Origin of the sequence: Tunturibacter empetritectus (assembly GCF_040358985.1) — a bacterium.
Taxonomy (GTDB): domain Bacteria; phylum Acidobacteriota; class Terriglobia; order Terriglobales; family Acidobacteriaceae; genus Edaphobacter; species Edaphobacter empetritectus.
Genome location: NZ_CP132932.1, coordinates 2531315 through 2553422, shown reverse-complemented (window position 1 = coordinate 2553422; position 22108 = coordinate 2531315). Strand labels below are relative to the sequence as shown.

Sequence of the window (22108 nt, the reverse complement as noted above, 5' to 3'; positions counted from 1 at the left end):
ACGCATCCACGGGCCGCGACAGCCAAGTAAACCTAACCCAGGTAGTTCTCGAGATCTGCCGGGACTGGTTGGCCTCTAATTATCAGAACTCTTTTGAGCATATTTAGCATGTATTCTTCGTTCATAATTCGTGCGATGACGATGTTTTCGTGCATTTCGAATTCTTCCTTATTGAGCTTGCCAGCCTCAAGACTTTTTACAGCCTTGCGTTGAATATTATTGGCAATCATGTCCGCCATCTGAAGGGCTGGAGTAATTTTGTCGTCTTGAATAGTGAAGCCAGCCATCATCTTGGCTGTCTTCGGATTTTTTTTCTTAAAGTCCTTATAGAGCAATAAGAGTTCAGGGTAATCGTCACCTTCATCGTGAACGAATGCTATTTGAATCTTGCGCCCGAGATCGCGCCTGACCTTTTTGCAAGTCTGAAAAACTAGGCTCTCCAGCGCACGATGATAGGTATTTTTGCTGAAAATGGATTTGGCTTCAGGTCGCAAACAAACCTTTAGATAATCCTGAACATTTACCGCAACTGCGACTCCAGCGATTGTTTGGTGGTGATTCTTTACAATCTGCTGAAGTTCCGCCTTTATCTGTTTAGCGGTAGTTCTGCCGACAGATCGAAATCGCTCAAACTGACCTTTCATCATCTTGTACTCGGAAGTCTTGTAATAAGCGATACCGTGACGAATTAGGCATCTGTTCCACTCGTCGGTTAGGTGGGACCAGTCAATCTTGTTCGCGAGAAATCCGGCGGAAACGAAGACTTTTTCCTGCTTTGAATCCTTACTGTCGTCGATGTAACACTTGAGGATGAGCATGAGGAACTATCCGGCGAGACCCATTCTTAGACGAATAAAGCAGCAAGGAAAATAAGCCTGATAAAAATGCCTTTAAGTGGTCTTAACCGAAGCAGCCCGCTCCGAATACCCCGAGTTCTCCGACGCACGGGCCTCCGCATAAGCCGCCGCCCCAAGCAGAGCGCAGGTATCATCCAGAATCACGCGAACCGGAATCGACTCAACCAGCGGCGACAACCGCCCTTTATCGATAAAGGCCTGGGTAAACGTCCCGTTCTTCAACGTCTTCAAGATCTTCGGCGCAATGCCCCCGCCAAGGTACATCCCGCCCGTCGCAAGTACCTGCAGCGCGATGTTGCCCGCCTCCGCGCCATACGCTCCAGTAAAGATCTTCATCGTCTCAAAGCATAGCGAGCTCGAACCATCCTCCGCGCACTCGCCGATCACCGCGTTCGGATCCTCCGTCTGCATTCGGTCATGCAGCCACCCCGGCTCGGCAATCTTCTCCACATCGCGCAGAAAGGTGTAGATGTTCTTGATCCCAAGACCCGAAACCACCCGCTCCCAGCTCACCCGCCCCTTCAGCGTAAAGCGCAGGTACTCCAGTAGCGCGATCTCACGATTACTCCGCGCCGCAAAGTCGGCATGGCCGCCCTCCGACGCAATCGGGCGGTGCTTCTGCCCGTCCCAGATCAGCAGCGCCTGCCCCAGCCCGGTCCCCGCAGCCATCAGGCCCGCATGTCCGGTAGCCTCGGCATCGCCCTCGTGCAGCGTAAAGATGCTCTCCGGCGCAAGCTCGGGGATACCATAACCGTTCGCCTCAAGATCGTTGATCAGAGAGATATGAGGAATCGAAAGAGACTTCACCAGATCGCGCGTATCCAGCGTCCACGGCAGGTTCGTCAGCTTCAGCCGGCCATCGCGAACCGGCCCTGGACACCCGAAACAAGCCCCAAAGATATCTCCTCCCTGCGTCGTATTGGTCCCGTCTCCAGCCAAAAACTTGTGAACCACATCATCCAGGCTCGCAAACTCATGCGCCGGGAACTTCTGGTCGCGGATCGGGTGCAAACGACCGTTGGCAAAATCGTACAGTGCAAGGTGAACCTTCGTTCCGCCAACATCCCCAGCGAGAATCATCTATTTAAGCTCCAAAGTTCCCGTCTTAAGCTCCAAAGTTCCCGCCGAATCCGAATTCGCCGGTGCAGGCAGCTTAGCCGCTGCCGCCGAGTCGAGCAAGAGGGTCAATTGCCCGCTGGCCGGTCGAATCAGCTGCGAGGGATGAACCTCGGGCTGGTACGATCCCAGAAAGACATCGTGCAGAACCTGCGCCTTCCCTGTGCCCTCGATCAAAAATGCTACCTCCCGGCCCTGATTAATCACCGGCCAGGTCAGGGTGATGCGCCACGTATCCTTCTGCGGAACGTGATTTGGCACCACGATGTGGCTCATCTCGTTCAGCGCCTCGGTATGAGGAAACAGTGACGCCGTATGCCCGTCATCGCCCATCCCCAGCAGCACCAGGTCGAACGTAGGCGTCTCCGCACCCTCCAGCTTGAACGTATTTCGAATCGTCGACTCGTACCGCGCCGCCGCAACGTCAGGGGGAAGCTCCCCCTCCATCCGGTGCACCCGCTCCGCCGGCAGCGGAACCTTCGAGAGCAGCGCCTCCTTGGTCATACGGTAGTTCGACTCCGCGTTGTCAGGCGGCACACAGCGCTCATCGACCCAGTACAGGTCGAGCTTGTCCCACGGAACCTGCTTGAGAAACGGCTCAGCCGGGTCCGCCAGCAGGCCGAACATCGTCTTAGGCGTCGTGCCGCCGGAGATGGCAATCCGAGCCAGCCCGCGCGACTGAGCGGCCTTCCCTGCCGCCTCCGTAAAGAGCTGCGCACCGGCCCGAGCTGTGGCCGCTGGTGTTGGCGATACGCGATAGGTAACCGAAACTGGACGAGGCATAGGATCTCGCAACGAAGAATTTGAACTACCAACAATCCGAAAACGGACGAACTCCGGAACAAGTTTCACATGTCCCGGAGTCCAGCCCAACATAAGATGCAGAACCAATGAATCCGGCGCCAAAGAGACCTCCTTCAGCGTTACGGAGTGCTGCCTACAGCTTTTGCCACTTCTGATCGTCCTTCGCCAGAAGCTCATCCGCGCACTCCGGACCCTCGCTGCCAGCCGCGTAGTTGGGGAAGTGCTTGGCTTCCACCTTGGCCCACGCCTCGAGGATCGGCGTAAACAGCGCCCAGGTCGCCTCCACGCCATCGCGGTGCGCAAACAACGTCGCATCGCCCAGCATCGCATCCAGCAACAGCCGCTCGTACCCATTCGCCGACGACTTGCCAAACGCATCCGCATAGCTGAACGCCATGTTCACCTGTGCCAGATTCGTCGTCGGCCCCGGAACCTTCGCGCCAAACTGCAGCGAAATCCCCTCATCCGGCTGAATCCGCATCTTGATAATGTTCGGAGCAATATTGTCTTCGCTGCTGTTGGACTTGAACAGGTGCAGAGGCGGCTGCTTGAACACAATCGTCACCTCCGTCACGCGCTTGGCCAGCCGCTTCCCTGCGCGCAGATAAAACGGAACGCCAGCCCATCGCCAGTTCTCAATCTCCAGCCGGATCGCAGCAAAGGTCTCCGTGCTCGAGGTCGGCGAGACGCGGTCCTCCTGCCGATAGCCAACGACCTCCTTGCCATCCACCTTGCCCGGACCATACTGCCCACGCACCGTGTTGTTGACAGGAATGCCCTCAATCGCCCGCCACACCTTCAGCTTCTCGGTCCGCACCGCCTCAGCCTCAAACGAGTCCGGTGGTTCCATCGCCACAAACGAGAGAACCTCCATCACATGGTTCTGCAACACGTCACGGGTAGCACCGGCCTTCTCATAAAACGGCCCACGCCCCTCAATACCAATCGACTCCGCCGCCGTAATCTCGACGTGATCGATAAAGTTACGATTCCACACCGGCTCAAAGATCCCATTGCCAAAGCGGAAGACGAGAATATTCTGAACCGTCTCCTTCCCCAGATAGTGATCAATGCGGAAGATCTGATCTTCAGCCAGGACATCGTTGATCTCATCGTTCAGCTTGCGCGCCGACTCCAGATCAGTGCCAAACGGCTTCTCGATGATCACCCGCACCCAGTGCTTATCTCCAGCCTCAGGCTTCGCCATGCCGTGCTTGCCCAGCCGCCTCGTAATGTCGGCAAAAAACTCTGGCGCCACCGCAAGGTAGAACAGCCGATTGCCCTGGGTGTTGAACTTGCTATCCAGCTCCGCCAGGTGCGCCTTCAACTTATCGAAGCCCGCGTCGTCATCGAACTCAGTCGTAAAGTAAGAGACGCGATCCATAAACGGCTTCAGCTTCGGATCGTTCTCCTCCACCCCGCCGCCCTTCATAATTCCGTCCTTCATATCAGGGCCAAACGTTGCGCTCAGGTCGCGACGCGCCACACCTACCACCGCGAAGTCCTTCGGCAGCAGTCCCGACTGGTCCAGGTGATAAAGCGCCGGCAGAAGCTTCCGTTTGGTGAGATCGCCCGAGGCTCCAAAGATAACCACGATGCAGGGCTCCGGGATGCGCTCCCCCTTCTTGGCGACATCTGCCGCCGCTGCCGATACGCCGACTGGTACTGTGCTTGCGCTCATAATCCGCTCCTTACAATCCTTCCGTGCTGTGCCGACCGATAAAAATCCGCCAGGCAGATGAAATTCAAGGTCCATGCGCGACGCAAACATCTCGCCTCGCACGTCCAGCAAAACTACGTCTTCTTCACCTCGCGACCACCAGGGAATCCCAGTTCCATCTCTCTTCCTTCCCTATGCGGCCCGCAGGCCAAGTTGTGCAAGCTCATCTCTCAGCTGACCCGGTGACTCAAAACAAATCGTCTGCATCCCCAGCGCTGCCGCCGCGTCGCAGTTCTCAGCCTTGTCATCGATAAACAGCGCACTCTCCGGCAGATGGCCCGAGATCTCAACCGCCGCGCGATAGATGCCGGGATGCGGCTTCATCTCATGCACATATCCCGAGCAGATAAAGTAGTCAAAAAAAGGCCGCAGCCGAAACGCATTCAGCCGATGCTCGTTCAACTCACGGCTCTCATTATTGAGCGTGGCCAGCATATATCGTCCAGAGGTAGCAAGCACTCCAAGAATATCCACGCACTCCGGATAAAGAATCCTGCTTTCCGCACAGACCTGCGGCCAAAGCTCCTCAAAGGTCAGATTTAGATTCTGATTCAGCACCGTAATCTGGAAGAACTGCTCAGCCGTCGAGAGCCCCCGCTCCCACAGATAGTTCGCCTCCTCATGACGCAACTCGTAGTCTGCCAGATCCACACCCAACCGAGTCAGCACCTCCGCACGCTCGTTTCTATCCCACCCATTCGTGAGCAGAACTCCGCCGATATCCCAGAAGATCGTCTTGATGTACGAGGAAGAACTCACTCACCCTCCGGAAAATCTGCTCCAACCGTCAACGGCTCCCACGCTGCAATCTCCTTCTGCCAGTTCTCCAGCTTGCCGCGAAACCGCTGCAGCGCGCTCACCCCCAGCAGAAGATGCAGCGGTGGATTCGGCGACTCCACAACCTCCATCATCGCCTGAACCGCACGCAACGGATCGCCCTTCTGCTTGCCATCATTCTCGGCAAAGTATTTACGCATATTTCCAGCCGTGTTGTCGTAGTCCGAAATCTTAGTCTTAGCCACCACACCCGAGCGCCCCAAAAAATCAGTGCGAAACGGACCCGGCTCAATCACCGTAACGCGAATGCCCAGCGGCGCAAGCTCTGCAGCCAGAGCCTCCGACAGCCCCTCCACCGCAAACTTGCTCGCGTTATACATCCCGATGCCCTGTCCGCCAATCAAACCGCCGATCGAAGACAGGTTCAGAATATGTCCGCTGCGCTGCTTCCGCAGATGAGGGAGAAACGCCCGCGTCACCCTCAACAAACCGAAGACATTGGTCTCGAACATCGGCATAAACTCCGCCTCCGAGACCTCTTCAATCGCGCCGGCAACCCCATAGCCCGCATTGTTGACCAGAACATCTACCTGCCCGAACTGCGCAAAGGCCTGCGTCACGGCCGAATCTACCTGGCCGGCATCTGTCACATCAAGCGTCAAAGCCTTCGCACTCTGCGGATACTCTCTTTCAAGATCCGCAATCTTCTCCAGTCTCCTGGCTGTCGCCACTACTTTGCCGCCAGACTTCAGAACCTCTTCGGCAAGCAGACGGCCAAAGCCGGTCGATGCTCCCGTAATAAACCACACACGTTGAATCGATTGAGTCATCTTCTCCAGTACTCCAAAGGGCTGCGCCTCCTGGCCCGAATCAATGAGAGCCCGTACGGCCGCCGAAGGAAAAGCGGCAACACCGTCTCTCTCCGCGCCGACTCCGTCAAAGCGATACAGGATGCATGATCCGTCCGCGATCCTCTCCGCCTCAAACATCGTCCTGAAAGCACCGCATAGCGTTCAGAATAAGATGCGCGTGCGGTGCCACAAGGCGCAAAGGAGTCGCAGTCAGGCTTGAGTAGACACGGAGTTTGTTGCCAGACGGTGAAAAGGCGGGGCCATCAGCCCCGCCCCTCCCTTAATTCTTTACCAGCTTCTTTGCATGATCAATCACATTCGCAACGGTGAAGCCAAGCTTCTCCATAGCAATGGGCCCCGGGGCCGACGCGCCGAACCGATCCAGTCCAATCACGCCGCCATTGTGGCCGACATACTTGTACCAGCCCAGCGTCGCACCCGCCTCCACCGCCAGCTTCGGTGTACCTTCGGGCATCAGCTTCGCCTTGTATTCGTCACTCTGCTCGTCATATACGTGGAAGCTCGGCATCGAAACCACCGTCGCATTGATCCCGATCCCCTTCATCTCTTCCGCGGCCTTGGTAATCAGTCCAACCTCGGAGCCAGTCGCGATCAGAATCAGATCTCTGCCATGCGACACCACCTCATACGCGCCAAATCGCGCCCCGGCCTGAGCGATCGCCGCATCAATCGTCGGCAGATCCTGGCGCGACAGAGCCATAAAGCTCGCACTCTTTCGCTCCAGCGCCAGCCGCCAGCACGCCGCCGTCTCATTGGCATCCGCAGGACGGAAGTCCGTAAGCTGAGGAACAGCCCGTAAGCTCATCAACTGCTCCACCGGTTGGTGGGTCGGTCCATCCTCGCCCAGTCCAATCGAGTCATGCGTGAAGATGAACAACGAGTGCACGCTCATCAACGCCGCCATGCGCAGCGCATTGCGGCAGTAGTCCGAGAACGTAAAGAACGTGGACCCAAACGGAATCAATCCGCCGTGCGCCGCCATGCCGTTCACCATCGCGCACATGCCAAACTCACGCACGCCAAAGAACACATTCCGGCCCGCGGGGTCCACATGAAAACTCGGGGAATCCTTGAAGATCGTCTTGGTCGAAGATGTCAGGTCCGCCGCGCCGCCAAACAACTCCGGCACTACGTTCTCAATCGCTTGCATCACGGCCTGCCCGGCATTGCGAGTCGCCATCGGCTTTTCGGTCGGGAAGGTTGGAATCTTCTTCTCCCAGCCATCAGCCAGCTTCGCCTTGATCGTCCGGTCGAACTGCGCCGCCGGCTCCGGATACGCCTTCGCATACTCCTCGAACTCAGCCGTCCACGAAGCATGCAGATCTTTCCCGCGAAGCTTGATCGTGTCCCAGTTCTTGCGAGCCTCCTCGGGAACATAGAAGCTCTTATCCTCAGGCCAGCCCAGATTCTTCTTCGTCTCCTTGGTCGCCTCCGGTCCCAGCGCCTCACCGTGCACCTTGTTCGTGCCGGCCTTCGGACTGCCATAGCCAATCACGGTGCGAACGCGAATCAGTGAAGGCTTCGTCGTCTCTGCCTTCGCGGCAAGAATCGCCGCCTCAATCGCCACCAGATCGTTGCCATCGGCGACATGCTGCACATGCCAGTGATACGCCTCAAACCGCTTGGTCACATCTTCCGTAAACGAGAGCTCCGTCGGTCCATCCAGCGAGATCAGGTTGTCGTCATACAGCACAATCAGCTTGCCCAGAGCCAGCGTTCCCGCCAGCGAGCACGCCTCATGCGAGATGCCCTCCATCAAATCACCATCGCCGCATAGGGCATACGTATGGTGGTCGACGATGTTGTACGTATCGCGGTTGTAGACCGCAGCCATATGCCTCTCCGCCGTCGCCATGCCCACCGCCATCGCGAGACCCTGTCCCAGAGGTCCGGTCGTCACCTCCACACCCGGCGCCTCACCGTACTCCGGATGGCCCGGCGTATGCGAACCCCACTGCCGAAACTGCTCCAGCTGCGACATCGGCAGGTCGTATCCGGAGAGATGCAGCGCGCCATACAGCAGCGCCGAAGCATGCCCGTTCGAAAGTACAAAACGATCCCGGTCGATCCACTTCGGATCGGAAGGATCATGCTTCATCAGCTTGTGATAGAGCAGATAAGCGATCGGAGCACAGCCAAGCGGGGCTCCGGGGTGGCCCGACTTCGCCTTCTCCACCTGATCGACAGCGAGAAAGCGGAGGGCGTTGATCGAGATCTGGTCAATTTCGTGCTGCTTCGAATCCTGCTGGTCGCTCATTCTGTTCCTTTGCTCGTTTTGAGGAGATTCGTGCGCCGTTGCCGAGCGCAATCTGGAAGATTTGGTCAAACTCTATCAGTGTACAAGCGGGACCCGACTCGCTGCATCCTTACACCTAGCTCGCTGGCATCCTTACACCTTGGTAGATGCCGGAACCGGATCGACGGAGACATCAATATTTCGCCCCAGCCAGCGATCCGGCTGTCCCTCCACCGGCCACGCCATCGTGAAGGTAATCTTGCCGACCTGATCCGCGCCCGTCGGAATATCCACAAACGACGTCGAATACAGCACCGATCGCGAATCAAGCGTAAGCGTCGTAGCCCAGTTGTCATAAGTGTAGACAACGCGAAAATGCTCCGGGTCGACAATACGAAGCGTATACCCCGACCATAGCGAGGAGATCGGACGCCCTAGTTCAAATATTTCAATACGGTTACTAAACTTTCGCTTCTCCTTCGGCACAGCATAACGATCTTCCACCGCCTGAATCCGGTCAAACACCCGTCCATCCGCCGCCGAACGCAGCAGCTTCAAATACTCCGCATGGGCCCACACCAGCGGCTGCGCCGACCCCGCCGACCGTCCCCGATACATCCCCCGCGAAGGAATATCGTCGTGATCCCAGACCTGCTCCGGCAGCATCCCGCCCACCGAACTAAACTGCTCAATCGCCTTGATGTACTTACTAAAATCGCTCCCTGCACAAAGCTCGTAGTGGCCCCTCTCACCGGTCAAAATCGGCCACGCCCGTCCCTGCCCGGAGCCGTCATACGGGCCGCCATCTTTCTTCTGCCCATACCCATCATGGTTGTATCGCCGCCACGAAACCCCAAACGGCGTCTCGATCTTCAGGCAATGATCCACAACCTTCAGCGAATCGACGATCAACGGATCATCCGCGCGCCGAATCCCATACCGCACCAGCTCCAGAAACCCGCCATCAATCACCTCACGCGCCTCGAACACATTCCTCTCCCCCGGCTCGCGATTATTAATTCGAATCATTCCCTCTGGCACACTGTCGTCATGAAACGGCTCGCCCTTGGCCGGCGGACGAATCCTCATGTAGTGATACTTAACATCTGGGTGCAGAATCCCTTCCGTCGTCGTCGTCCACTCATCCAGATGCGATTCAATCCAGTCCGCATAGGCCTCCAGGTAATCCGCCAGCTCCAGAGACTTGCGGTCGCGAGCAATATCAGCGGCACAGATCAGCCCCGCGATCACTGCCGCCAGCGTAGACGGCGAGTACCCCGCAGCCTCCTCCCACCGCTCCTGCTGCGTCACCGGAGCGTACCGCATCAGGAAAGCCGCCGCCCGCGCCACAAACGGAAACACATCAAAGTTTCCCAGCCCGTCCTGCTTCCACAACCGCCACGCCAGAATGATCGGAAACGCCACCTCATCCAGCTGAATCCCCGTCCAGTACGGCGTCCCGTCGATCCAGAAGTTTTGCGCAAAACTCCCGTCCGGCCTCTGCGTACAAGCCAGATAAACCAGCGCCCGCAGCGCCGTGTCCGTCCTCCCACAAGCCAGCAACGCACTCGCTGTCTGCACCATATCCCGTGTCCACACCAGGTGATATCCACCCAGGTCCGAATCCCCCTTCGACGCCCCCCACGGTACCGAAGCCGAAGCAATGAACGCCCCCGAATATGTCTTATCCTCATGCGTCAGCAGCACATTCTGGCTGATCCGCATCAATCTCCCGCCATCCGCCGACACCGCCGCCAAACCAGCCGGCGGGTTCACCCTCTGCCACTGATCTATAAACCGCTTCTGATGATCTTCATAGGAAGTCGCCAGCGTCTGCATCATGTGCGCAATCGCCGCATGATGGCCGTCCCCAAATGAGATCGCCACCGTAAACTCACGATTCCGCGCAATATCGATCTCCCCCATCAACGCGATATTCCCATCCAGAGCCTGCCCAAACTGCCAGCTCATCCGCATATCCTGCAACAGATTCTGGTACCCATCGCTGGTCCCCACATACCCGCATGACGTCCGCACAAACCCGCAGTCCGCCCCGAACGCCAGCGAAGTGTCCCCCTTCCAAGCCAGCAGGCATCGCTGTCCCGCCACATCAATCGACCGCGCCGAGTTTCCCGCCCCGCCCCCATTCAAGTGCGGCGCCAGCAGCGCATAACACTTCAGCCGCGACAGAATCTCTTCGTCCCCGGTGATCTTCACATTCATCAGCACCACCGGATGATGTGGATCGCTGATGAACTCCTTGGTCACCGTATACCGGCCATCCAGGTCGCTCGCCACCACCCGAACCGCAGGAGCCGCCGCATCAATGTAGTGAAAGTCATACTCAAAGTTGCGCTTCTCTTCATGGAAGAACGTCTCGCCATCGCTGAACAGCAGCTCCATATCGCGGGTCTGCGGACGGTCGATCGTCGGGTAATAAATCTCGTTCAACGTCCCATGCGATACCGTAAACCAAACCCGGCTCGAGGCAGCATACGCCGTCGACACAGCGTCTTTTTCGCTCGAAGTCCAGCGCGGTTCCATCCCGGGAGCGCCAAAGGCAGCTCCATCATCGTCAAGCCAGCGGTAAGAAGCAGTCAGGTCGTTCATTGGTTCCTATTAGAGCGCAAAACTCGAAAGTCGGTTACATCTCTCCGTCAAAGAGCGATGAATCCATGGGTAGATTATGATTTTGAGGGGCTGTGCCGACCCGCCCCGGTGCATCGCGCACCCTCCGGACAGCATCGAACTCACTCAGGCAGTCAGGATCCTCCTGACTGACAACACGAACGACGACAGGAGAACTACTGTGGCCTACGAACTACCACCTTTGCCCTACGATTACGCGGCGCTCGAGCCCTCCATCGACGAAGCGACGATGAAGCTCCACCACGACAAGCATCACCAGACCTATGTCACCAATCTCAACGGCGCGGTAGAGAAGCACGCAGAGCTCGGCAAAAAATCCCCCGAGGATCTCCTCAAGGACCTCGCCAGCATCCCCGAAGACGTTCGCAAGGTCGTCCAGAACAACGGCGGCGGCCACGTCAACCACACCATGTTCTGGCAGATCATGAAGCCCAAGGGCGGCGGAGAACCCTCCGGCGAGATTGCCGCACAGATCAAAGCCGACTTCGGCTCCTTCGAAGACTTCAAGAAGCAGTTCAACGAGACCACCGCCAAGCAGTTCGGCTCCGGCTGGGGCTGGCTCACCTTCGATGGCGGCAAGCTCAAAATCTCCACCACCGCCAACCAGGACAATCCCATCTCGCAGGGCCACTACCCCATCCTCGGCAACGATGTCTGGGAGCACGCCTACTACCTCAAATATCAGAACAAGCGCCCCGACTACCTCGCTGCCTGGTGGAACACCGTCAACTGGGACGAGATCAACAAGCGCTTCGCCACCGCAAAAAGCTACAAGTAATCGCGGCAGATCAGCTCTTATTCTCCTCCGACCAGCGGGAGGACGAGTAGAACCAGTCGAGCCCAGACAAGGTATACAAGTCACGAAGTGGGCGCCGTCCCTACAAACAGGTCTTCGTTTGTGGGGTGACTGAGCGCAGGAGGCCGTCCGGCAAGACGTCTCTCCAACCCAAAAGAAACCGGTGCAACGAATCTTCCCGTTGCACCGGCGACTTTCAATCCCTAACACAAGCGGTGGACTTCATCCCTTCGGCCCAGGACCAGAAGTGACCACAGCCGTGGGCGTAACAGTATCCGTGCCACTCCACGAGCCCGTCGAGTTTGAACCTCCGCCCCCTCTCGCGCCCCCGATCACAAACTGCTTCCAGCGTTGATTCCTGTTATTGACGCCTTCAGGAGCGCCGGCGTGATCCCCGTTGCTCTGGCCGCAAGCCGTCTCATGCCCAGCCTTCACCCCAAGCGAGTTCGGGTCAGTCGCGATGCTGGTATAAACGGCAGCTCCCCACTTCCAATCGATCGACATCCCCGGCGCTCCCGTCGTGTCGAACACGCCGCTCCAGGTCACGTTGATCCCTCCCAACACCCCGCCCGTCGGCACAGGTATCGCCACGCCACTCAGGAAGATCTCGTCGTCTCCCTTCAACGGAACCGTGGTGATCCACGTATTGGTCATCGTACTGAACGTCGTCGAACTACAGGTCGCCGTCGGCGAAAACGTGATCTGAGCATTTGGCGCCGCACTCGTAAACAGCGAGCCATTCTCTACATCTAGAATCCTCGAACCCGTAAAAGTAATAACACCCCCGGTCTTGGGAATATTCTTCACACTGAAGTTCCCGTTGAACCACACATAGTCCCCCGACACCAGAGGAGTTCCGTTGAAACTCGCCGTGTCGATTCCCTTGCCCGAGTTGGGCGGCGGCGGAGGCTGGCCGCACGACAGGCTCGTCGGCGAAAACGCGATCGGCACCGTATTATGCCCCACCAGGCTGGCCGTACCGTTGAAGTTATAAGTCCCAATCAGAGCCGGAAAAGAACCCCAGATCGTAGCCTCGAAGGTCGTCGTGGAGCTCGCAGTAAACGGAATAACCCCGGTAATGGCCGGCCCGGCATACGGCGAAGTCTCAATCGTATAACTGATCTCGTACTTCGTCCCCGGGGATAGCGCGGACGCGTCTACCGAAAGGCTGAACGCGTTGCAGGTCACCGTAACGTTGGCAGTGTCCACATGATTAGCAAAAGCTGGAGTCGCACTCAAAATAGCGAAACCCAGAATCGTGCAGTAAGTCCTGCGAAGTCCGTCAAGCATGATTCACGCCCTCTCTCTGGCTGGCTTCCTGTACTCACTTCAGGCACGCTGGAGTCGCCATCCTTCAAGCATTCCTGCGAACCCACTCCACTATGCAGTCACCCACTAGTAACTGCACTACAACTTTGTAGTAATTGCGAAACCATCGAAGCGCTCCCGCTCATCCTCCAGCCAACGGGAAGAACGGCGAAGCTGATCCAGCCCGACCCAAGGTATACGCCGGGTGCCCCATCCTTTCGCAGTCTCATCGCGATAGGGTGGGGTATTCGCGCCGGCAGGCGCGAACCGCCTCCGCTAAACTAACCCCATGTCCCTGGGCCTGAACCGATACCATCAAACTGGCCACCTCCACTTCATCACCTTCAGCTGCTTCCGCAAACGAAACATCCTCGGCACCCCGAAGCCCGCGACCGCTTCGTAGAAATCTTCGAACAAGCCCGCCAAGAATATCTCTTCCACATCAACGGCTATGTCGTCGTGCCCAACCACGTCCACATCCTCGTCTCAGAGCCCGAGTGAGAGCCACACTATCCCCCGCCATTCAGATCCTCAAGCAACGCCGGGAGCCCCATTCATCGCAGTCTCATCGCGTTGAGTGGGAGGTAAGGACCTTCAGTCAGGCTCACATTTGCACTTGATTCTTGAACCAACCAAGCCAACCCCCTATCGCAACCCGGAGTGGCGTGGATGACCGCGAACCCACCTGTCCCGCGCCAGAACCACCACGGCGACGATCATCCCGGCAAACGGCAGCAGAAAAAACAGATACACGTAAATGTTCATCATCTAACACCTCTCCAGACATCTCTTGCACAAACCGCCAATCAGGAAGGCAGAACACACACTGTTGCCGCTGCCATTGCTATTGCCGTTGCCGTCATCCTGAACGGAGTGAAGGATCCCGACACATTCCACTCGCCTATACCGTTCGTACCTTCCAACCCAAACACTCCAACCTCTCCGCTCTTCCCCTCACAAAAATCGTCCTCTCGACCGAAGTCGCGCAGCCGTATCGGCGACGCAGAGGGTTGCGGCCACATCTCTCAGTTGCAGCAGGCCGATGCATTCTGCGGTATCCGTCAAGACCCCTGTATTTCGCCTTTATCTTCACAACTAGCTAATCACAAATAATATCGTGTTACGATATTTATAGAGTGAAAGATACTCCTCGAGTGAAGCCAGTGTCCAGAAAAACCGATCGCAACGAAATCCAGCTGCTGGCAAAATTCCGATCTGAGATTCGGCGCTTCCTGCAGTTCAGCGAGCAGGCCGCCACCGCAGCAGGCCTGCAGCCGCAACAGCACCAGCTTATGTTGCAGATCGCCGGCGCCCCGGACGGCGCCCTGGTCACCATCTCCCACATCGCCGAGGTGATGGGCCTGCGCCACCACACCGCCGTCGAACTCAGCAAACGCTGCGAGCAGGCAGGTCTGGTGCGAAGAACCCACGACCAGAATGATCGCAGGCGCGTCGTGCTCGAACTCACCCCGCAGGGCCTGGAGGCGCTTCGTCAGCTCTCCGAAGCCCACGCTCAACAGCTTCGCGAACTGGCCCCCAGCCTCATCCAGGCCCTCACCCGAATACGTAACTCAAAGTGACCGGAACACCAATAGCCGGAACGCAACATCAAACACCACTCAGACAAGGAACTCAAACTTGAAGTCAGAACCATCCATTCTCAAAGATTTCACGGTTGATCAACGGGTCTGGCTGCTCTCCGGCGTCTCCATCGGCATCGGAGTATGCGCCACCCTGCTCGCCGTCGTCCTCCTGCGCGCTATCGCATTTTCAACCAACATCTTCTACTACCACCGCTTCAGCCTCGCCCCGGTCTCTCCCGCCGGTAGTCCCCTGGGACATTGGATGGTTGTGGTGCCAATCCTTGGTGGCCTGCTCGTCGGCGTGATGGCGCGCTTCGGTTCGGACAAGATTCGCGGCCACGGCATCCCGGAAGCCATCGAAGCGATCCTCCTTCATCGCGCTAAAGTTGCTCCGAAGATCGCCCTCCTGAAACCCCTCTCCGCAGCCATCGCGATCGGATCGGGTGGTCCGTTCGGAGCCGAAGGCCCCATCATCATGACCGGCGGTGCCGTGGGATCGCTCATCGGCCAATGGATGCACGTCACCGATGCAGAGAGAACCACACTCCTCGTCGCCGGTGCGGCAGCGGGCATGTCGGCAACCTTTGCCACGCCCGTGGCAGCCATTCTGCTCGCCGTCGAACTTCTCCTCTTCGAATGGCGTCCGCGAAGCCTCGTTCCCGTAGCCATCGCCAGTGTCACAGCGGCGCTCCTCCGAGTCTATTGGCTCGGCGCAGGACCCATCTTTCCCATGCCGGCCATCACCGGAGCTCATGGCGTCTCCTTCGTCATCGGCGCTCTCCTCCTCGGTGCTCTCCTCGGTCTCGTTGCGGCAGGCATGAGCCGCATGATGTATGCCTTCGAGGATCTGTTCGAGCACCTGCATCTCCACTGGATGTGGTGGCCGGCGATCGGCGGCATCGGGATCGGAGTCGGTGGCCTATTCTTCCCCCGCGGCCTTGGCGTCGGCTACGACAACATAGCCGAGCTGCTTCACGGAACTCCCACGATCGGCCTCATCGTAGGAATTCTGCTCGCAAAGTCGCTCATGTGGGCCTTCTCCCTCGGCTCAGGAACCTCCGGCGGCGTGCTCGCTCCCCTCCTCATGATCGGAGGAGCGGTCGGCGCGCTGGCCGGTCACCTGACTCATGCCCCCGCCGAAACTCAGGCGCTCTGGGCCCTGATCGGCATGGGAGCGATGCTCGCAGGATCACTTGGCGTTCCCCTCACCGCCATCCTGTTCAGCCTCGAGGTCACCCACTGTCTCCCTGCCCTGCTCCCTCTCGCCACGGCCTGCATCGCCTCCTACCTCATCACCGCTCTCATCATGCCTCGGTCGATTCTCACCGAAAAGCTCGCCCGGCGAGGCTACCATCTGACCCGCGAGTACGGTGTCGATCCGCTTGAGCTCGTCCTCGTCCGCGAGGTCATGTCGCCCGTCGTCGCAGGAGCCACAACCACCCGGCTCCCAGTCTCTTACTCCTACGCCGACGCAACCACCCGCGGAGCCGCAGAGCTGATGGCGACCGAAGGTCTGGAGACATTGCCGGTCGTGGATCGAACCAGCGGGCAGATCTGCGGCGAGATCTCGCTCAAAGATCTCCTGCGCGGCAGAGAACGCTCACTCGAACGCGAAAGCGAGCGCCTGCGCCTCTTCGACTACGTCCCGCCCGAACAAGGCGGCCACAACTAACCGTTGATTCCCAGGCATCCCGTTGGCGAAGCTCGGATGACCCCTTTGCTGTCATCCTGAGCATTGGGCATTTGCTGTCACCCTGAGCCTTGGGCCTTTGCTGTCATCCTGAACATTGGGCCTTTGCTGTCATCCTGAGCGCAGCGAAGGATCCCGACGAACTCCGCCCCGCCCAAACCGCTCGTACCTTTCCACCCACCGCTTTCACGCAGTTGCCTATTCTTTCTCACCCTGGCAAGATGCGACGGCCTCGCTTCAAGCCAAAAATAAACTTCAAAACCGTGTCACTTTTTCAGAAGCCAGAAAAGTGGATGTTTAAACTCCACATCTACCACGCAAAACACCTTGTCCTCACCACCAAAAAGCCACATCAAAACACCCGCTTTTTCCAAAAACCCCTGCAAAAACCACCCTCCAGCCGCGAATAACTTTTCTTCAGTCCACAAAAAACTACGGCCGAACCTCAAAGGGTCCGGCCGTCAAAAAAACCATCTGCTGTCGGTTGTTATTCACTGCCGCCCTTGCGCGGACGACGGTTCGCCTGAAGCACCTTCTTCCGCATCCGCAACGACTTAGGCGTAACCTCCACCAGCTCATCATCCGCGATGAACTCAATGCACTGCTCCAGCGTCAGCTGCTTGTAAGGAACCAGCCGCACCGCATCATCCGAGCCCGAAGCACGCATATTCGAAAGCTTCTTCTCGCGAACGCAGTTGACGTCGAGATCGTTATCTCGCGAGTGCTCGCCAACTACCATGCCTTCATACACTTCCACGCCATCCGAAACAAACAGAACGCCACGGTCCTGCAGACCCTCTAACGCATAAGCAGTCGTAGTCCCCTGCCGATCCGAGATCAAAGCACCCGACTGACGCTGCGGAATCTCCCCCTGATAAGCGACATACCCATCAAGAATCGAGTTCATGATGATCGTTCCACGCGTCTCGGTAAGCATTTCAGAACGCAGGCCAATCAACCCGCGCGAGGGGATGCGGAACTCCATACGGACACGGCCTGAACCGTGATTGATCATCTTCACCATCTCGCCTTTTCTCGGCCCAAGGCGCTCAATCACAGTACCGACAAAGTTCTCCGGAACGTCGATCGAGAGATGCTCAACCGGCTCCATCAACTGATCGTCGATGCGTTTGGTCACGATCTCCGGACGGCTGGCCATCAGTTCGAAGCCTTCGCGACGCATCATCTCAATGAGAATGCCGAGCTGAAGTTCACCGCGGCCCAGCACCTTGAAGGAGTCCGGCGAACCGGTGTCCTGCATCTTGAGAGACACGTTGGTAAGCAGCTCTTTGTCCAACCGATCGCGAAGGTTTCGCGAGGTCACAAACTTGCCTTCGCGTCCGGCAAACGGAGAGTTATTCACATTGAACTGAATAGCAATCGTCGGCTCATCAATCGTTATCTGCGGAAGCGGCTGCGGATTCTCGAGGTCGCAGAAGCTCTCGCCGATAAAGATGCCGGGAATACCAGCAATCGCCACGATGTCGCCTACCTGCGTCTCATCAATGTCGGTGCGCTTCAGTCCAGAGAAGCTGAAGAGCTTGGTGATCTTGTGCTTGGTAAAGCTGCCGTCGATCTTGGCAACGTTGTACTCCTGACCAGTGCGCATGGTGCCATTGAAGACGCGACCGATGGCGAGACGACCAAGGTAGTCGGAGTAGTCGAGGTTGGTAACCAGGATCTGGAGGGTGCCTTCGGGGTCGCCCTTGGACACGGGAATGGTCTGGACGATCTGCTCGAAGAGAGGCTGAAGGTCCGTGCCGGGGGTCGCGAGATCGTTCGTCGCGGTCCCGAGCTTTCCATTGGTGTAGAGCACCGGAAAGTCGAGCACAGACTCGTCCGCATCGAGGTCGATAAAGAGGTCATATACTTCGTTCAGAACCTCCTGGGGGCGCGCGTCAGGGCGGTCAATCTTATTGATGACAACCATCGGCGTGAGGCCAGCTTCGAGCGCCTTCGAAAGCACGTACCGCGTCTGGGGCAGAGGCCCTTCCGAGGCATCGACCAGCAGAACAACGCCATCGACCATCTTCAAGGCGCGCTCTACTTCCCCACCGAAGTCGGCGTGGCCCGGAGTGTCGACGATGTTGATCTTGTTGTCGTGATAGTAGAGGGCCGTGTTCTTCGCAAGAATCGTGATGCCGCGCTCTTTTTCAAGATCGTTAGAGTCCATAACGCGGTCGGTAACGGCTTCGTTAGAGCGAAAGGTCCCGGACTGCCGAAGCATGGCGTCGACGAGGGTAGTCTTGCCATGGTCGACGTGGGCGATGATGGCGATGTTGAAGATAGGCTTAACGGCTACTGCGGTTGAGTTGCTCACTGCGTGTGTGTCCTGTCTGTGCGCTTAGGAGTGATGTTTTGGGGAAAGTGCGCGTCTTTACTAGTTTAGCCTAGTTCGGCACGCATTGGCCTTCAAAATCTGCGGAACCGCAAGAAGATACGGTGAATGGCAGAGCGTAAAACATTGATTCGACGTCTCTGGAGCAAGAGTAAGCGTGGCGCCATTCCCTGAACATGCGGAAGAACGTGCCCCCTCCATCTATCTGATCGGACAGTATTCTTTCGTTTGCGCAGGTGTTCTACTGCATGTTTTCAATCATCATCAGATTGCTGGAATGCCCATCGATTTGTGGGAACAGCATCCACTTCCCATCCGGAGAGACCGGCATTGCGCCGATCCAATAGGGAGCAGCCTTTTCGAGCGCGAAGACAGGGCGAACCTTTTGGGTACTGGTGTCGAACAGCTCGATCGTCGTCTTCCCATTCGCGTGGGTCATGAAATAGATTCCTGCTTTGGAGGGAAACCATTCGGCTCCCTGGAAGCTTAGCTCCGGCATACCTTTTAGCTCTTCGGGCGAAGAGCCATCCGGCATCATTCGCCAGAGCCTCTTTTTTCGGTAGAAGTAAACATACTGACCGTCAGGTGAGGCCAGAGGCGTGGCTGCTGGGACACTCGCAAGCTGTACAGCGTGGCCACCCTGCGACGGCGCTTTCCAGATGGAGGGCTCGCCGGTGTCATCACCCTGTGTGAAGTAGATCCACTTACCGTCTGGCGTCCAGCCTGGCTGAGATTTGTCGGGTATGTCGATATTGAGCTTGGCCGGAACGCCTCCCTCCGGATCGACCGTGTAGAGATTGGATTCGCCGCCGTATCGCGAGTCAAAAGCGGTTAGACCTCCGTCGGGAGACCAGCGCGGTGTGCCACTCATAACACCGAAGGAGGTCAGTTGGAGGACGTTGGATCCGTCGACGTCGCAGACCCAAATTTCAATGGCTCCGCTGCGGTCGGACTCGAACGCTATTCTTCTGCCATCTGGCGAGATGCTGGCTGATTCCTGTTCTGCCGAGGAGACGATTAGCTTGTGCGCTTGCACTGGAGATGCTTCGAGATCAAGCCGCCAGATGTTGGTGTTGGTGGAGCTTTGCAGATAGACAAGGCGATGGCCGGACGAACTCACGGTTAGATCCGAAACGTCATGTCCAATCGGTAGTCTTTGCGCGCGCTCCGGGTGAGTGAGAACGACTTCCCAAAGACCACCTCCAATCAAGGGGGAGCTGTAAAGGATGCTGTCGCCATCTCTCGACCAGGCGACGCCGCCGATCATCTCATGCACCTTCAGTAGCTCTGTGGTGCTTCCATCGCCCACATTCAGGAGTCGTAACGACTCGCTTCCCCACTTATCCGCACAAACCCATGCCATAAGTTCGCCTTTTGGGGAAAAGGAAGGCAAGACGGCTTCCTTACAGTCCTTTGTCACTGGCGTTGCCTTCAATGTGCTCATCGAAAGCAAATAGAGCATGATCGACTGGTAGGAGGTTTCCGGGTGATCCGTGAAAGCAAGATACTTGCCGTCGGGAGACCAGCTGAGTTCATTCCCATACCAGTACGTGGAGCTTCGAGAAGAGATCTTCCGTTCCGGGCCGCCGGTCGGCGGAACCAGAAAGATACCGGAAGCCCCCTCTTTTGAAACGCGGCTGATTGCGATGGCGCGCCCATCCGGCGACCAGGCTATCGAAAGTTTCTCGGACGGGTGGTGAGTAATGCGCAAAGGGTTCTCGGAACCGATCGCCTTCACATAGAGATCGTATCCTGCGCCGTTGGTCTCCCCATCCCACCCGAATGCGACCTCGCTTCCATCCGGGGAAAAGGCAGGCGAGGTGACATTGCCTGGCAGTGACGTAAATGGAACAACTGTGAGACGCTGAATCCTTAGCAGTCGCGACGCTTCTTCAAGCCTGGCTTTAAGTCGAATGCATGCCAGGCTGATGAGGATGCATGCAGCGACGGCCAGTGCAATCCACCACCTTCGGGAAGGTAGCTTTGCAGGTGGTCTCGGAGGTTCCGTCGAAGCAATAGGCGGCAATGGCGGAACCTGCTCGTCTTCGACCTTGGTCGCAGCGATAAACCGATAACCCTGCCGCGGGATGGTCTCGATGTATTTAGGATTTATGGCGGAGTCGCCGAGAATCTCTCGAAGTCGATTTACAGCGGCGTTCAGTCCGTGTTCGAAGTCTCCAAAGGACGTTTCCGGCCAGAGCACCTTATGAAGATGTTCGCGAGTGACGAGTCGTCCACGTTCCGAGGCCAGAACGATAAGGACCTGAAGTGCCTGCCCAGACACCTTGACCCGTATTCCATTCCTGCGCAGCTCTTCAGGTTCGAGCACCAGCTCAAACGGAGCGAATCGTATTGAGCCGGGACCCTCTGCGCGGTCGGCCATCGCTCACCTGTGGCACGGAGTTTATCATTTCGGCCCTCTTTCTGAGGACGCAGTAGCGCCTCGCGAGAGTCGATATATCGCTGATCCTGCTCCACTAAATCGATGATGTAGAACTATTTATTTTTGAGGTCGCGCGAATCAGGGTAGTGGCTGGAACGGGCTCGCTCAAGACCGGAAAGTTCTATTCCCAGATCGGCATTGGCTCGGACATCACAGTCACTGCTATCTCGATAAGAACGCAGAAGTTTAGCAGTGATCTGTTTGAGACACCATTTCGACCTACCTCGCATTGAGGTAGCAGGCCAAAGGGAGCAACGTAGGCGGGAACCAATGAGGTGCCTGCCATGAAAATCTTCACCGCTGTCATCTTTCTATGGGTGTCCTCCATCAGTGCGCAAACGACCTCAATTAGAATCCAGCCGGTAGACCTTCCAAAACGTCCTGCCTCTCTCTCGCGCGCTATCTCGTTCTCCTGCACACTTGATTACGACCCATCTCAATGTCTTACGAGCGCCTCGCTGCTGGCAAAGGTTCTCGAAAGATATCCAACTGAAAAAATGGGCCAGTGGACCTTCGTGCTTGCAGGTTCAGCACACTGGAGAAAGACGATAAAGCAGTTGGGCGGGGACCCGGAATCGCCCGCGTTCAGCGAGCTCAGCGCTCGCGTCACCGTGTTGGAAGAAGAACTCTTTGAAACCGTGGACTCTCGTCAGTCAATGGTCGCTCGCAGATTTGGTCTGCCACCAGGAAGTATTCTCGATTATGCGGTCACCCATGAGATGGGCCACGCAATATGCGGGGAACTCCAGGAAAAACTCGCAGAGAAGTATGGATCGGATCTACGGCGAGGAACTGCTCCGATCTGCGCAATTTATGGAAAGCGTATTAACACTCCGTAGACACTAGGCTTCGGTCGCGGCAAAACCTTGTCAAGCCCCCGAACGGCGAAAACCCGCGCCAATCCAGCACATTCGCGTGG

The 22108-nt window shown here is 57.3% G+C and carries 16 protein-coding genes; 4 read left to right on the top strand and 12 right to left on the bottom strand.

All coding sequences use genetic code 11. From position 1 onward, the window contains the following. Positions 1-32 precede the first annotated feature (32 nt). The 8 genes from RBB75_RS10430 to RBB75_RS10395 form a co-directional block, all read right to left on the bottom strand. The gene (locus RBB75_RS10430; protein ID WP_179636529.1) at positions 33-818 is read right to left on the bottom strand and encodes a DUF3800 domain-containing protein; all 786 of its coding nucleotides are present in this window, start codon (positions 816-818) and stop codon (positions 33-35) included. Between the two features lie 72 nt (positions 819-890). Then, positions 891-1937: a glucokinase gene (glk, locus tag RBB75_RS10425; protein ID WP_353068050.1), complete on the bottom strand. Its 1047-nt coding sequence runs from the start codon at positions 1935-1937 to the stop codon at positions 891-893. After that, positions 1938-2756: a 6-phosphogluconolactonase gene (gene pgl, locus RBB75_RS10420; RefSeq protein WP_353068049.1), complete on the bottom strand. Its 819-nt coding sequence runs from the start codon at positions 2754-2756 to the stop codon at positions 1938-1940. A 154-nt stretch (positions 2757-2910) separates the two neighbouring features. After that, positions 2911-4458 carry a glucose-6-phosphate dehydrogenase gene (gene zwf, locus RBB75_RS10415; RefSeq protein ID WP_353068048.1) on the bottom strand — a complete coding sequence of 516 codons (1548 nt, stop codon included), beginning with the start codon at positions 4456-4458 and terminating at the stop codon, positions 2911-2913. A gap of 171 nt (positions 4459-4629) precedes the next feature. Beyond that, complete coding sequence (locus RBB75_RS10410; protein WP_353068047.1) at positions 4630-5256, bottom strand: HAD family hydrolase; 627 nt, start codon at positions 5254-5256, stop codon at positions 4630-4632. Beyond that, positions 5253-6263 carry an oxidoreductase gene (locus RBB75_RS10405; RefSeq protein WP_353068046.1) on the bottom strand — a complete coding sequence of 337 codons (1011 nt, stop codon included), beginning with the start codon at positions 6261-6263 and terminating at the stop codon, positions 5253-5255. The genes RBB75_RS10410 and RBB75_RS10405 overlap by 4 nt, the downstream gene beginning before the upstream one ends. A 142-nt stretch (positions 6264-6405) precedes the next feature. Next, a complete protein-coding gene (tkt, locus tag RBB75_RS10400; RefSeq protein WP_179636524.1) occupies positions 6406-8403 on the bottom strand; it encodes a transketolase in 1998 nt (665 codons plus the stop codon). 132 nt (positions 8404-8535) lie between these two features. Beyond that, positions 8536-10992: a glycoside hydrolase family 15 protein gene (locus RBB75_RS10395; RefSeq protein ID WP_353068044.1), complete on the bottom strand. Its 2457-nt coding sequence runs from the start codon at positions 10990-10992 to the stop codon at positions 8536-8538. 199 nt (positions 10993-11191) lie between these two features. Here RBB75_RS10395 and RBB75_RS10390 point away from each other — a divergent pair, with 199 nt between their 5' ends. Then, the gene (locus RBB75_RS10390; RefSeq protein ID WP_353068043.1) at positions 11192-11809 is read left to right on the top strand and encodes a superoxide dismutase; all 618 of its coding nucleotides are present in this window, start codon (positions 11192-11194) and stop codon (positions 11807-11809) included. Positions 11810-12049: 240 nt separating this feature from the next. On the opposite strand, the gene RBB75_RS10385 is transcribed toward RBB75_RS10390, so the two are convergent. Next, on the bottom strand, positions 12050-13117 hold the full coding sequence (locus RBB75_RS10385; RefSeq protein ID WP_353068042.1) for a hypothetical protein: 1068 nt from the start codon (positions 13115-13117) through the stop codon (positions 12050-12052). A 663-nt stretch (positions 13118-13780) separates the two neighbouring features. Further along, on the bottom strand, positions 13781-13903 hold the full coding sequence (locus tag RBB75_RS10380; protein WP_257030814.1) for a hypothetical protein: 123 nt from the start codon (positions 13901-13903) through the stop codon (positions 13781-13783). Between the two features lie 395 nt (positions 13904-14298). Here RBB75_RS10380 and RBB75_RS10375 point away from each other — a divergent pair, with 395 nt between their 5' ends. Both RBB75_RS10375 and RBB75_RS10370 read left to right on the top strand, forming a co-directional pair. After that, positions 14299-14715 (top strand): MarR family winged helix-turn-helix transcriptional regulator, encoded by a 417-nt coding sequence (locus tag RBB75_RS10375; protein WP_353068041.1) that lies wholly within the window; start codon positions 14299-14301, stop codon positions 14713-14715. A gap of 58 nt (positions 14716-14773) precedes the next feature. Further along, positions 14774-16390, top strand: a complete 1617-nt coding sequence (locus RBB75_RS10370) for a chloride channel protein (RefSeq protein WP_353068040.1) — start codon at positions 14774-14776, stop codon at positions 16388-16390. A 505-nt stretch (positions 16391-16895) separates the two neighbouring features. Here RBB75_RS10370 and typA read toward each other — a convergent pair. Continuing rightward, positions 16896-18728, bottom strand: a complete 1833-nt coding sequence (gene typA / locus RBB75_RS10365; RefSeq protein ID WP_179636518.1) for a translational GTPase TypA — start codon at positions 18726-18728, stop codon at positions 16896-16898. Between the two features lie 259 nt (positions 18729-18987). Next, complete coding sequence (locus RBB75_RS10360) at positions 18988-21129, bottom strand: winged helix-turn-helix domain-containing protein (RefSeq protein WP_353068039.1); 2142 nt, start codon at positions 21127-21129, stop codon at positions 18988-18990. Positions 21130-21473: 344 nt separating this feature from the next. Here RBB75_RS10360 and RBB75_RS10355 point away from each other — a divergent pair, with 344 nt between their 5' ends. Then, the gene (locus RBB75_RS10355; protein WP_353068038.1) at positions 21474-22028 is read left to right on the top strand and encodes a hypothetical protein; all 555 of its coding nucleotides are present in this window, start codon (positions 21474-21476) and stop codon (positions 22026-22028) included. Positions 22029-22108: the final 80 nt, after the last annotated feature.